Below are 13,661 nucleotides of genomic sequence, written 5' to 3'. Positions count from 1 at the left end.
GCTGCGCCTCCGGCGACCAGCAGGGCGGTCTGCAGGGTGGTATTCTGGCGACGGGCCGGTGGCTTGGCCCCAAACCCCTGAAACAGACGACCTGTCGCTGCTTTCCGGTCGACCTTCGCACGCATGTCGAGGGGCGGGTTGGCGTTGGCGGCGCGCGCCGCCGCGCGAGCGCGATCAATAACCTCGCGCGTAGACAATTCGGGCGAAGGCGCAGGTGCATCACGAGGCGCGAAGAGCGCCTCATCATCGGGTTCCCGGATCGGAACAAACACAGTCTCGACGTCTTGCTTCGATTCATTCAGGTCCAGGCGTCGCCAAGGGGCTTCGTAAGGTTCCTGACGACCTTCATCGCCGGGCTCGGCCCGGGCGAAAAGCTCTGGATCGAATGGCCCGGTCTGCGTCGGCGGCGCTGCGGCCTCTACTGGCAGGGGCTCAGGTTCAGGTTCAGGTGGGGGGCCAAGGCGTTGCCGGGCCTCCTGCAGAAGGGCCAGGGTTTGAGGGTCTGGCGCCATGAAAGGATCAGACTTCGCGGGCAGGTCGCTTTCGACCTCTACCTCGTGCGCGAGACCCAATCGCTGGCGGGCCTCCTCAAGCAGGGCCGCCGTCTGGGGATCGGGCTCGACCGCCGCATCGTCGGCAATCAGCGTCTGGTCAACCTGCTGATCGATCGCGGCCAGCATGGGTTCAATTTCATCAACCGGATGCCGGTCGACAGCGTCCCGCTTCGCAGACCCGGGATAAACCTCCGCATTCGCGCCTATACCGCGAGCGGCCAATGCATCGGTAACCCTTGAGAAGCCTGCGTTCAGACGCTCGAAAGCTTCGGCCTGCGTGTGTTCGCCACGGGCCAGGCGCAGCTCGACTGCGCCTGCAATCCGCGCGACTTCTGACCCAACCTGGTCAATGGCGTCAGCGCTTCGCTGGTCCACTTCGCCCAGCTTTCGGCTGACCGCCTCGGCCATCAACAGGACCTGTCGGCCGATCTCCTCGACGGCACGCGTCGATCGCCGCTCGGCCGCCTTGACGGTTTCGGCCATGGCGCTGAGCCGGGCCTCGAGCGCCGGGCCCGTCGCGGCTTCCAGTTTCCGCGCCACCTCGCCGCGCACCTGCTCAACCTGCTGCGTCAGCGCAAGCCCCAAGGCCTCGAACCTCTGCTCAGCGGCGACAGCGTCATGGCGCTCAACGGCGGCCACACGCCGATCGAAGGAGGCCAGGGTTTTTTGCAGCGTTTCCAGCGCATTGGCGGTTCGCGCCTCTGCCTCGGCCAGACGCTCGCCGAGCCGCTGCAGCACGGCATCGGTTACAGCCTCCGGCTCAACGCTGGCCAGACGCAACTCAATGGCCTGCATCGCCTCAACAGACCGGGGACCCGCCGGCTCTGATTCCAGATGGCGCAGACGCGCACCAAACGCGACTTGATCCGCCGTGTTCTCGGCGACCAGGCTCTCCAGCCGGTGGACGCTGGCGCGCTGCTCCCGCTCGGCAGTCTCGATACGGGCCAACGCCTGACGGACTGAATGCTCCACGCCATGGATCGCCAGGCCCGTGCGGGTTTCCGACGCCTCGATGCGCTCAGTCACTCGATCCAGCGCAGAACCGACACGCGCGAGGTCTGATGATCCTGGGGCCACGGCCAACCGTGGCGCGGGGTTCGACAGCCGATGAAGTCGATCCGAGACCTGGGCTTCAGCGGTGACGTCCTCGGGCAGGTCATCCTCCAGGATGACCCGGTTCAGCCATTCACCCAATGTCATGCCGGAGCGACGGGCAAGATCCTTTGCGACCTCACGGGCCTTGGGATCAATACCTTTGACGCTCCAGGGCGCCCCCGCGCTCATTCGAATCGCACCTCTCGAACAAACCTTACCCTAGGCGCCGAACTATGGGGTGTAAACGCGCCGTTAACACAACATCTGGTGGGTCAAGGGGTTTCTGTGGATGATTTCTTCGCTGCGGACTAAAAAGGGACAATGACGATCTCGACCACGGTCAGTTTCGGGTTGGCCCTGGCGCTCATCGGGCTGTTCGCCGGCTGGCGTGGTGCGCGGCCGCCAAATCCGCTGAAAGGCCCGCGCATGGCGCCGTGGCGCTTCATCATGTTGCTGGCGGCGGCGGGGGCGATGATGTTCCTGTTCAGCGCACTCCGGATGGCGGGGCTCAACCCACCCGGGTCGTAGTCGTCGCCGGGACCGTCTCGTCGATCTACTTTGCCGGACGCTTGGCGAGGTTGGCCATTCCCCCGGATGTCAGCAGACCGACATCAGCCATGAGCAGCGGGATTGCCCATTTACGCGGGGCTGCGACGTATCGCGGCTGCCACAACGGATCGTACTTGTCCTTGTATCCGCGCACGCCCTGGAAGTTGTAAATCTCCTCGCCCCTGTCGAAGATCAGGCGACCCACCCGCGACAGCATGGGCGCCAGAGGGCGATCATCCAGACCGGACAGCGGCGCCATGCCGAAGTCAAAGGCGGCGTATCCCTGCTCGCGCCCCCACTGGATCAGTTCGACGAACAGATAGTCCATGATCCGGCGAGGACCCTCCTCGACATAGCGCATCAGATCAATTGAAAACGCCGACAGGGAGGCTACGGGCCAAAGGGTCGCGAAGGCCACAATCCGGCCCTCCCAGCGCACCACCGCCACCGGGAATTGCTGGACATAGGGCGGATGGAAGCCCCCCAGCGCGAAGCCTTTCTCGCCGCCGGCGTGTCCCGCAAGCCATTCGTCCGAGATCCGCTGCAGATCCGGGATCAGCGCCTCTACCGCCTCCGGAGGAACGACCTCGAAAGTCGCCCCCTCCTCGGCCGCCTTGCGCCACGCCCGCCGCAGGTTCCCGCGTTTGGTGCCCTCGATGGTGAAGTCCTCCAGCGGGGTCACAGCCGCTTCACCCAGCTTCTGGATCGCAAAACCCAACTCGACGATGTCTGGCAGATCGTCTGCCTCGAGCAGATAGAATCCCGGGCGCGCCGCATGGGAGTCGGCGAGCTCGCGGAACTGCCAGAGCAATTCGAGGCGCTCGTCGCGCCGCCCGACCGGCGGGCCCATCGCGATCCAGCTGCGCCCCCTGACCCCGAACATCAGAAAAGTGTCGCCCGACGCAGAAAACAGGAACCGCTTGTCGCCCAGAAGCGCGAGGTTGGATGTCGGCTTGGACACCTCCGCGTTGGCCAGGATCGCGCGTACGCGCTGAAACTCCGGGTCCTCATCCCCGACGATCGCGGGCGTGGCGGCGGAGGCCAGCAGGCGCCAGACGCCTACCGCCAACAATGCCATGGCCGCACCCACCCAGCCGCGAAGAGACCGCGCCGCATCCTCGTCCGCCATGACCTCCCACCAGGGCATCTCGCCATAATCGGCGTGCTGGAACGACCAGACACCGAGGAGACCCGCCCCTGCCACCAGACAGACCGCCGACAGCAACCATCCGGGGGTCACCTCCATGCGGGTCAGGCGCGCGGTTCGTGGAAACGCCCGGCGAAAGGGGACGAGCATCACGGCAAGTGCGGTCAGGATGGTGGTTTCTTCCCAAATGAATCCTTTCACCAGGCTGAGCGGAGCCGCCACCAGCAACACCACAATTGTAGCCGCCCAGGCCGCGCCAAGCCGCGCCCGCAGCCCGAAGGCCAGCATCACCAGGAGTAGCCCCAGAACGCTTGACGCGAAGTGGCTGAGCTCGATCAGAAGCACTGGCTCGATCTGCATCACGCGTACGAACCGCGTCGGCTCGGAGGGCGTCGCCGCCGACGCCAGCAACATGACACCCGCGGCCAGGGTGAGTAACGCGGCCGTCCACGGCGCGGCGGCGTTCGTGGCGGGCTTCAGGTCAGACAACAGGCTCATTGAGTCGTTCTCTTAGCTAGGTTGGCGCACTTCCGCTCAAACAACTGTTTCATTCGGCTTGCCCTTGCCGAGACGATCATTAAGTTTGAGTCCTGTAACAGTTGGGAGAACGCCATGGCCGATTTCGGCGCTGTCGACCTTGAGGCCTTCCGAAAGGAGGTCCGCGAGCAGCTCGAGGCCATGTATCCCGCCGAATTGCGCAGCGCCGATGCGCCGACTGACCCGGAAGCGGTCTGGGGAGGTCGGGCGTTCGCAGGTTCCCAAGATCCGCAAATCCTCTGGATGAACCGCATGGCGGCCAAGGGGTGGACGACACCTACGTGGCCAAAGGCCTATGGCGGCGGCGGGCTGACGGCTGACGAAGCCCGGATTCTGGACAAGGAGCTGGCCGCTGGCAAGTACCGGCCGCCGGTGCTGGCCTTCGGAATCTGGATGCTTGGGCCAGTGCTGATGGAATACGCCACCGAAGCCCAGAAGCTGGTCCACCTGCCTCGGATCATCAAAGGCGAGGTCCGCTGGTGTCAGGGCTATTCCGAGCCAGGCGCCGGCTCGGACCTGGCCGCGCTGGCGACCAGGTGCGAGGACAAGGGCGACCACTGGCTGATCAACGGCAGCAAGGTGTGGACGAGCTATGCGGACAAGGCCGACTGGTGTTTCTGCCTGGTGCGGACCGACGCGACCAAGAAGCACGAGGGCATCTCGTTCGTGCTTATCGATATGGCGTCGCCGGGCGTCGAGACAAGGCCGATCCAGCTGATCAGCGGCGAGAGCCCGTTCTGTGAGACCTTCTTCACCGACGTGAAGATCCCCAAGGAAAACCTGGTCGGCCGGGTCAACGGCGGTTGGGAAATCGCCAAGCGGCTGCTGCAATATGAGCGGCAGAACATCTCCGCCGGCTTCGGCGAGGGCGGCACGGCCGGTGGCGCGTCCGGCGATCTGGCAAACGTCGCTACCTCCTATGGCGCCCTACCGGATGCAGACCTGCGCAAGCGGATCACCCTTAACAAGATGGACTTCCAGGCGCTGCGACAGACCATCAATCGTTCGGCGGCCGAGAGCCGCGCGGGCAATGGGCCGAGCGCGGCCACGTCGATCATCAAGTATGCGGCGGCCGAGTTCGCCAAGGAACGTTCCGAGCTCATGATCGAGGCCCTGGGCCACCAGGGCCTGGGCTGGGACGGCGAGGGCTATGATCCGCCGGAAATCGGCGCGGTGCGCGGCTGGCTGAGAACCAAGGCCAACTCCATCGAGGGCGGCACCTCGGAAGTGAATCTCAATGTAATCGCCAAGCGGGTGCTTGGCCTTCCGGACATGAAGTAGGGCTACACATGGCAGACTTTGGCGGCGACGTAGAAACCTTCCGGGCCGAGGCGCGGGATTGGCTGGAGGCCAATTTCCCGAAGTCTCTGGCGAAGAACCCGATGGCCCAGCTTGCCAAGCTTCAGGCCCAACCGGAAAGTCCTGAAGCGCTGGCCTGGCGCCGCGCCATGGGGGCCAAGGGCTGGGGAACGCCGGTCTGGCCGAAGTCAATCGGCGGCGGCGGCCTTTCGCGCGACGAGGCCCGGGTGCTGGCCGAGGAGATGACGAAAATCGGCGCCCGCAATCCCATTGGCGGCATGGGCGTCTCGATGTTCGGCCCGACGCTGCTGGAGTACGGCAGCGATGCGCTGAAGAAAGAGCACGTCCCGGGCATCGTGAACGGCGATGTGTGGTGGTGCCAGGGGTACTCCGAACCGGGCGCCGGATCGGACCTAGCGTCACTGCAGACCTGGGCCGAGGACAAGGGCGATCACTTCCTCGTAAATGGTTCAAAAATATGGACTTCTGGCGCACAGTACGCGGATCGCTGCTATTGTCTGGTGCGCACGGACCGGTCGAAAAAGCATGAGGGGATCAGTTTCCTGCTGATCGACATGAAGGCCCCGGGGGTCGAAGTCCGGCCGATCCTGCTGATCAACGGCACGTCGCCGTTCTGTGAGACCTTCTTCACTGACGTGAAGGTGCCCAAGGATCAGCTGTTCGGACCGCTGAACGGTGCCTGGACGATCGCCAAGCGGCTGCTGCAGTTCGAACGGGAAGGCATCGGCGCCAGCCTGGGCGCCGGCAACATCGGCGGGGGCACAGCGGTGCCGACCGTTGTCGAGGCGGCCAAGGCCGGCGTCGGGGTCGAGGCCGATGGGCGACTCAGCGACACCGACCTGCGCCGACGGATCACGGAGCACCTGATGGAGGCCCGGTCCTTCCAGCTGACCGTGCACCGCCAGCAGGATGAGTCCAAGGCCGGCAACGGTCCGTCCAACCTGGCCGCCGCCATGAAATACGCCGGGGCCAAGATCGCCCATGAGCGCAACGAACTGCTGGTCGAGGGGCTGGGCCATCAGGGACTGGGCTGGGCCGGCGAGGGCTATGAGCCCGGCGAGCTGGCCGCCGTTCGCGGCTGGCTGCGATCCAAGGCCAACTCGATCGAGGGCGGCAGTTCGGAAATCAATCTGAACGTGGTCTCAAAAAGGGTTCTAGGCCTGCCGGATCCGAAGTAGGATTAGAAGAAGCGGTATCACTACGGCGCCAGTTTGGGAGAATGCGATGGCGGATTTCGGCGGTTCGGACCTGGACACGTTCCGGACGGAGGCGCGGACCTGGCTTGAGGCCAACTATCCGCAGTCGCTGCGGGAGGATCCCGAGGCGGGAACCCGGATGATCGCGGGCGGGGTGAAGCCCACCGGTGACTATCTGGTCTGGAAGCAGCGGATGGCCGAGAAGGGCTGGGGCACCCCCACCTGGCCGAAGAAATATGGCGCGGGCGGCCTGACCGGCGCGGAGGCGCGGGTGCTGGCCGATGAAATGGACCGGATCGGCGCCTACAACCCGATGATCGGCATGGGCCTGTCGATGTTTGGCCCGACCCTGCTGGAGTACGGCACCGAAGAGCAGAAGCAGCGCCACATCCCACCGATCGTGAAGGGTGAGCTGCGCTGGTGCCAGGGGTATTCCGAGCCCGGCGCCGGATCGGACCTCGCCAGTCTGATGACGAAGTGCGAGGACGCCGGAGATCACTGGAAAATCAATGGCCAGAAGATCTGGACGAGCGGCGCGCAATACGCCGACTGGTGCTTCTGTCTGGTTCGTACAGATACCACGAAGAAGCATGAGGGCATAAGTTTTGTGCTCATCAATATGCACCAGCCCGGGGTCGAGACCCGGCCGATCAAGCTGATCGCGGGCTCCTCGCCGTTCTGCGAGACCTTCTTCACCGATGCGCGCGCCGAGAAGGACGACATGGTCGGGCCGCTGAACGGCGGCTGGTCGGTGGGCAAGCGGCTGCTGCAGCATGAACGCTCAGGCCAGGGCGGGTCGCGGATGGCCGGCAGCGGCGGGATCTCGATCCCCGACATGGCCAAGAAGTACGTGGGCGTCGACGATCAGGGCCGGTTGGCCGACAGCGATCTGCGCACCCGGATCTCGCAACACCAGATCAACGCCAAGGCCCACGCCCTGACGGTCCTGCGGGCCATGGACGAGGCCAAGGGCAATGTGAACCCTTCGGCGACCACCTCGGTGATGAAGAACTCCGGCACCTGGATCGGCCAGAACCGGTCGGAGCTGTTGCTGGAGATCATGGGCCATCAGGGCCTGGGCTGGGCTGGCGAGGACTTCGACAAGGACGAGCTTGAGACCGTGCGCGCCTGGCTCTCGGGCAAGGCGACCACGATCTACGGCGGCAGCCAGGAAGTGCAGAGCAATATCGTCTCCAAGCGCATCCTTGGCCTGCCGGATACGACGCAGGGGTAACATCAATCCTCCCCCGCGTGCGGGGGAGGTGGCCCGAAGGGTCGGAGGGGGCGCTGCGGCGCATTCGGTGGTCGGGGCAACGCCCCCTCCACCGCTTCGCGGTCCCCCTCCCCCGCAGACGGGAGAGGAACTTGAGATGGCGGATTTCGGCAATACCCTCGACGCGTTCAGGGCGGATGTTCGCGAATGGCTGACGGCCAATTTTCCGGCGTCCCTTAAGGGCGCCACGGGCGGTGGCGAGCGGCTGGAAGCGCTGAGCCCCGAGCGGGACGCCTGGCGCAAGGCCATGGGCGACAAGGGCTGGGGCACACCCACCTGGCCCAAGGCCTATGGCGGCGGCGGCCTCAGCCGGGAGGAAGCCAAGGTGCTGGCCCAGGAGATGGCCGACATCGGCGCCTATAATCCGATCGGCGGCATGGGCGTCATCATGTTCGGCCCAACCCTGCTGGAGTACGGCACCGAAGCCCAGAAGCACGAGCACATCCCGGCCATCGTACGGGGCGAGAAGATGTGGTGCCAGGGGTTCTCCGAGCCCGGCGCCGGATCAGACCTGGCGAGCTTGCAGACCAAGGCCGTCGACATGGGCGACCACTATGTGGTGGACGGCAGCAAGATCTGGACGAGCGGCGCCGACAAGGCTGACTGGTGTTTCTGTCTGGTACGTACCGATACGTCCAAGAAGCATGAGGGGATCAGCTTCCTGCTGATCGACATGGCCGGCGGCGGCGTTGAACCGCGGCCGATCCGGCTGATCAACGACACAGCGCCCTTCTGCGAGACCTTTTTCACCGATGTGAAGGTGCCCAAGGCCAACCTGATGGGGCCGCTGAACGGCGGCTGGACCATCGCCAAGCGATTGTTGCAGCATGAGCGGGAGGGCATTTCCGGCGCGGGCGGCGGCCCCGGTCCCGGCGCCGTGCCCGGACCGCCGCTGAAGGATCTGGCCAGGGCCTATGTGGGCGTCGATGACAGCGGCAGGCTGACCGACGTGGACCTGCGCCGGCGTATTACCGAACACCTGATGGAAGAACGCGCCTTCCAGCTCACCGGGCGACGGGCGGCTGAGGAGAATCGCGGGAACTCCGGCCCCAATGCGGCCTCGTCGGTGCTGAAGAACGTGGGCTCCAAGGTACGCCAGGACAAGGCCGAGCTGTCGGTCGAGGTTCTGGGCCATCAGGGCCTGGGCTGGGACGGCGCCGGATTTACCGACGAGGAGACCGGGACCATCAAGGCCATGCTGCGCACCAAGAGCGGAACCATTGCGGGCGGCTCCTGGGAAGTGCAGTTGAACATCATCTCAAAGCGGATTCTCGGACTGCCCGAGGTGACGCAGGCACGGTAGACTACCACAGCGCTCGTCATGGCCGGGCTTGACCCGGCCACCCATGCTCCCGGACGTTCCGGCTTGTGGGCGGCAAGGTCAGCATGGGTCCCCGGGTCAGGCCCGGGGATGACGATCAGGAATTTGGGTTCAAAGAGGACGAAGACAGACAGATGGCGGATTTTGGCGGAACTGACCTCGAGGCCTTCCGGGGCGAGGTAAGGACCTGGGTCGAGGCGAATTTCCCCGCCGCGCTCAAGGGCAAGAACCCGATGCAGGTGGAGGAGCGCAACACGCCCACACCCGACATGGAAGCCTGGCGCAAGGCGGTGGGCTCCAAGGGCTGGGGCACCCCCACCTGGCCGAAGGAATACGGCGGCGGCGGACTGTCGTCGGCGGAAGCGCGGGTGGTGCAGGGCGAGTTCGCCCGGGCGCGGGCCTACAACCCGATCGGCGGCATGGGCGTGATGATGTTCGGCCCCACCCTGCTGGAGTACGGCACCGAGGCGCAGAAGCAGGAGCACATCCCGCCGATCTGCCGCGGCGAAATCGCCTGGTGCCAGGGCTTCTCCGAGCCGGGCGCCGGCTCTGACCTCGCAGGTCTCCAGACTAAAGCCGAAGACAAGGGCGACCACTTTGTCATCAACGGTCAGAAAATCTGGACGAGCGGCGCGCAATGGGCCGACTGGTGCTTCTGCCTGGTTCGCACGGATACTTCGAAGAAACACGAAGGCATCTCGTTTGTACTGTTCACCATGCATCAGAAGGGCGTTGAAACCCGTCCGATTCCTCTGATCGCGGGATCTTCACCTTTCTGCGAAGTGTTCCTGACTGACGCCATCGCCGAAAAGAAGAACCTGGTCGGACCGCTGAACGGCGGCTGGACCATCGCCAAGCGGCTGCTGCAGCACGAGCGTTCGGGCCTCACCGGCGCCGGCGGCGGGCTGGGCTCGGGCGGCAAGCCCATCGAGCAGCTGGCCAAGGAATATGTGGGCGTCGACGAGGAAGGCCGGATCGCCGACAGCGATCTGCGTACCCGCCTGATCAACAATGTGATGAACATGCGCGCGTTCCAGCAGACCGCTGTGCGCGCCATGGTCGAGGCGCGCGGCAACGCCAGCCCCGGCAACACCACCTCGATCATGAAGAACGCCGGCACCTCCCTGATCCAGGAGCGTCACGAGATGGCGCTGGAGATCATGGGCCATCAGGGCCTGGGCTGGGAGGGCGACGACTTCTCGGCTGAGGAACTGGGCGCGGTGCGCGGCTGGCTGTTCGGCAAGGCCTTCACCATCTTCGGCGGCTCGTCCGAGGTGCAGTCGAATATCGTCAGCAAGCGCATTCTGGGCTTGCCGGACCTTACGCAAAGCAAGTGATGTGCGAACCCAGCGCCCCCTCCACCACTTCGTGGTCCCCCTCCCCCGCTGCGCAGGGGAGGTACGCGCGACAAACCTTCCCCGTTCACGGGGCAGGGGCACCCGAAGGGTGGAGGGGGCGTTGACGCCGCACCCGCTCTCCATCTGAAATCCCGATCACCAACGTCACGACAAGAAATTCACGAAGGAAACAACGACTATGGCCGTTCTGACTGAAGAACAGAGCATGCTGCGCGACGCAGCCAAGAGCTGGGTGCAGGAGAAGTCCCCGGTCACCGCCTTCCGCAAGATGCGCGATAGCGGCGCCGAGCTGGGCTACGACGTCGCCGCCTGGAACGAGATGGCGGAAATGGGCTGGGCCGGGGTGATCATCCCCGAGGAATACGGCGGCTCTGACTTCGGCTACCTCAGCCTGGGTCTGGTGCTGGAAGAAACCGGCCGCACACTCACCGCCTCGCCGCTGCTGGCCAGCGCGCTGGGCGGCGCCTCGGCGATCATCCTGGGCGGCTCGGACGCGCAGAAGTCGGCCTGGCTGTCCAAGATCGCGGAAGGCGCGGCCATCGCCACCCTGGCGGTCGATGAAGGCCCACACCATCGCCCCGACAAGGTGGCGACCACCGTCTCGGACGGCAAGCTCTCGGGCAAGAAGACCTTTGTGCTGGAAGGCATGGCGGCCAATGTGTTCGTGGTCTCGGCCGTTTCGGGCGGCGCCGTCGAGCTCTATCTGGTGGCCGCTGACGCCCCCGGCGTGACCCGCACCAAGCTGAACCTGGCCGACAGCCGCGGCGCGGCCAACGTCAGCTTCGACAACGTCGCCGTCTCGGACGCCGACAAGCTGACCGGCGGCGCGGCCCTGCTGGAAAAGACCCTGGACCGTGCGCGGGCCGGCATCTCGGCAGAAATGCTGGGCGCCGCCGTGCAGGCCTTTGAAGTGACGCTGGACTATCTGAAGACCCGCGTTCAGTTCGGCCAGGTGATCGGTTCCTTCCAGGCCCTGCAGCACCGCGCAGCCAAGATGTTCACCGAGCTGGAACTGTCGCGTTCGGCCGTCGAGGCTGCGCTGACGGCGATCGACAACGACGCCCCGGACGTGCCGGAACTGGTGTCGCTGGCCAAGGCGAAGATGGGCGACACGTTCCATCTGGTGAGCAACGAGATGGTGCAGATGCACGGCGGCATCGGCATGACCGACGCGCACGATGCGGGCTTCTATCTGAAGCGCGCCCGTGCGGCGGAAGCAGCGTTCGGCAACCAGGCGTTCCATCGGGATCGGTATGCCCGGATCCAGGGGTATTGATACGCCGCTGAATGCGGTTTGAGTTTGAGGAGCCCCGTCGGTGAGAGCCGGCGGGGTTTTTCTTTGGGGTTGATGGGCCGTGCGTGTGGCCTGCCCCTACCACCACGCCCTCTTCGGGGCGTGGTCCCCCTCCCGCCATTTCATGGGGGAGGTAAGGGCGGAACCGGTAGCCGAATAGCGCTCGTTATGGCATCTTGCCCGTTCAGGTTGTTCGAGGGCTGTCCGGAATGAAACGCTTCGTGCTGGCGGCGCTGGTCTGCACCTTGAGCCTCGCGACGGAGCTGGCCCGGGCCAACCCGCTGTGGACCAGCGATCAGGTCCGGCAAGCTCGATCGCTCGTAGAATCCGAGGCGCTTGTCTTCGATCTCCGTAGAGAGAAGATCCGGCCGGACAAGCCCGCCGAGATCACCACTGAGGTTGTCATCCTGGCCCCCACCTTCTCTCAGATTGTGGAGGGCGAAAAGCAAACACTGGAAGATCACGCGCTGTGTAGAACCATGTCGTGGAACCGTACGGCCAGAGTGTTCACCAGTCACAGCTGCTATGCCATTGTCGCGTTCAAGCTAGTGGAAATCGAGAACCGCGCGGCTTTGAGCCGGGTCGCATCAGAGGATCCCCGTTTCAGCGCGGAAGCGAATTCCGCCGAGCTTGGCATCGTGGGTTCCCGGCCATCTCGCCTTGAAATGCGCCAAACGCGGGAGGGTCGTGAATACCGTGTCGGCAAAGCCATCCTGACGTCGGTTCGAGGCTCGGTGGGCGATATATCGGCCCAGGAGATGCGTGGCTTGATCCGCTTCCTGGCGCGCTACGCGCCGCTTCATCCACAGGTCCGTGGCGACATCGCCAACGGACGGGTAATTCCGGCGTCTATCGACGTGGATGCAGGCCCGTTGGCGCAGCAACGGCTGAGCATTTCCAATGTTCGCCGCTTGTCGGCAGCGTATCCGCTACCAGCCGGCTTGACCGCAGCTCTGTCGGAAGAGGCGCAGCTGGGTGGGTCGCCACGCGCCCTTGCACTTCGGACAGTGTCTCAAGCCCTCGACGGGACGATGCAGAAGCCGACTGCAGAGGCGACACTGGCCGCCATGCGCGCCGCCCTCACTTCGGGGCGCGGACTTGAGGCCGTGTGGCTGTTCATGCAACTCACCCAGGAACATGCCGTCGCATTCAAGCCCATAGGCGGGGCGCCGAGCCCGTTGCTGAGCGGCGTACGCGCGATGTTGCCACAACTGTGGGCCGATCCGGAGGCCGCCCGGCTGATGGCGATCAGCGATCTGGCGGGGAATGCCCAGGCGCCAGGGGATCGGCAGGCTGCGGCACGCTTTCTGAGTTCTCCCCGCATGGAGGGCCTCGCCTATGGCACGTTTCGGAATGTGACTTACGCGAACCTGCTGACGACCTCCCCGGCGTCGAAGGATTGGGATCCCGCAATCCGGGCGGCGATGCCCCCCAACCGCGTGGATAACTATTGGATTCACATCCAGGCCCACCCCTGGTCCAGCAACACCTTCAAGGACGCAGGCGATGCCTATTATGGCGCGTACGACGTTGTGAGCGCTTGGACCGCCTATGATCTGGGACGTGCCGTGGACCCGAACTGGCGTGACAGCGTCATGGGCGCCGTCGGCAGGTTCGAAGACCAGATGCGCCAGCGGGAACCCGATTATTTCTGATGGATCGGGCCGGAGAGACCCTATGTAGCACGTGTCCTGGACGGCCGTGAGGTGACCGGGTGGATCGCATTGGGCTGCTTCACGCTTGCGGTTGCGGGCGCCTGCGCGCTGTGGGCGGAAGTCGGACTGTCGAAACGCAAGGACCTGCGCACCTGGAAGATCGGGTGGGTGGCATGGTCGATGATCGCCATGAGTTTGATCGCAGCGTTTCAACTTGTCTCCGGGGCGCCCTTGTCACACGTGTTCATCTGGAGTCTCGTCGTCGGCCCCCTCTGCTACCCCATCGCGCGCATCATCGGAGCCTTGGCGGAATTGTCCCCCTACCCCTCGGGTTCCGATGAAACGATAGCGCTGATAGTGGA

The 13,661-nt window shown here is 65.0% G+C and carries 10 protein-coding genes and 1 pseudogene; 9 read left to right on the top strand and 2 right to left on the bottom strand.

Features of this window, described 5'->3' with window-relative positions; genetic code table 11:
• Window positions 1-1,838 (bottom strand): annotated as a pseudogene (locus tag ACIQ42_RS07975) (hypothetical protein); the annotation flags it as partial.
• A gap of 132 nt (window positions 1,839-1,970) precedes the next feature.
• Here ACIQ42_RS07975 and ACIQ42_RS07970 point away from each other — a divergent pair.
• Window positions 1,971-2,177, top strand: coding sequence for a hypothetical protein (locus ACIQ42_RS07970; protein ID WP_397421668.1), 207 nt, complete (start codon window positions 1,971-1,973; stop codon window positions 2,175-2,177).
• Window positions 2,178-2,202: 25 nt separating this feature from the next.
• Here ACIQ42_RS07970 and ACIQ42_RS07965 read toward each other — a convergent pair whose 3' ends face one another.
• Window positions 2,203-3,843, bottom strand: coding sequence for a phosphatidylglycerol lysyltransferase domain-containing protein (locus tag ACIQ42_RS07965; protein ID WP_397421667.1), 1,641 nt, complete (start codon window positions 3,841-3,843; stop codon window positions 2,203-2,205).
• Between the two features lie 114 nt (window positions 3,844-3,957).
• On the opposite strand from ACIQ42_RS07965, the gene ACIQ42_RS07960 reads away from it, so the two are divergent.
• From ACIQ42_RS07960 to ACIQ42_RS07925, 8 genes are all read left to right on the top strand, one after another.
• Window positions 3,958-5,163, top strand: a complete 1,206-nt coding sequence (locus ACIQ42_RS07960) for an acyl-CoA dehydrogenase family protein (protein WP_397421666.1) — start codon at window positions 3,958-3,960, stop codon at window positions 5,161-5,163.
• 8 nt (window positions 5,164-5,171) lie between these two features.
• The gene (locus ACIQ42_RS07955; protein WP_397421665.1) at window positions 5,172-6,380 is read left to right on the top strand and encodes an acyl-CoA dehydrogenase family protein; all 1,209 of its coding nucleotides are present in this window, start codon (window positions 5,172-5,174) and stop codon (window positions 6,378-6,380) included.
• A 46-nt stretch (window positions 6,381-6,426) separates the two neighbouring features.
• Complete coding sequence (locus ACIQ42_RS07950; protein ID WP_397421664.1) at window positions 6,427-7,632, top strand: acyl-CoA dehydrogenase family protein; 1,206 nt, start codon at window positions 6,427-6,429, stop codon at window positions 7,630-7,632.
• A gap of 136 nt (window positions 7,633-7,768) precedes the next feature.
• Window positions 7,769-8,974, top strand: a complete 1,206-nt coding sequence (locus tag ACIQ42_RS07945; protein ID WP_397421663.1) for an acyl-CoA dehydrogenase family protein — start codon at window positions 7,769-7,771, stop codon at window positions 8,972-8,974.
• 152 nt (window positions 8,975-9,126) lie between these two features.
• The gene (locus ACIQ42_RS07940; protein WP_397400862.1) at window positions 9,127-10,329 is read left to right on the top strand and encodes an acyl-CoA dehydrogenase family protein; all 1,203 of its coding nucleotides are present in this window, start codon (window positions 9,127-9,129) and stop codon (window positions 10,327-10,329) included.
• 199 nt (window positions 10,330-10,528) lie between these two features.
• Complete coding sequence (locus ACIQ42_RS07935) at window positions 10,529-11,626, top strand: acyl-CoA dehydrogenase family protein (protein WP_397421662.1); 1,098 nt, start codon at window positions 10,529-10,531, stop codon at window positions 11,624-11,626.
• A 227-nt stretch (window positions 11,627-11,853) separates the two neighbouring features.
• A complete protein-coding gene (locus ACIQ42_RS07930; protein WP_397421661.1) occupies window positions 11,854-13,299 on the top strand; it encodes a hypothetical protein in 1,446 nt (481 codons plus the stop codon).
• A gap of 51 nt (window positions 13,300-13,350) precedes the next feature.
• Window positions 13,351-13,661 (top strand): hypothetical protein (locus ACIQ42_RS07925; protein WP_397421660.1); only part of this gene is annotated, 311 nt, incomplete at its 3' end.

Origin of the sequence: Phenylobacterium sp., from assembly GCF_044372605.1 — a bacterium.
Lineage (GTDB): Bacteria > Pseudomonadota > Alphaproteobacteria > Caulobacterales > Caulobacteraceae > Phenylobacterium.
The sequence above is the reverse complement of the archived record's forward strand: the minus strand, read 5'-3'. Positions and strand labels throughout refer to the sequence as shown.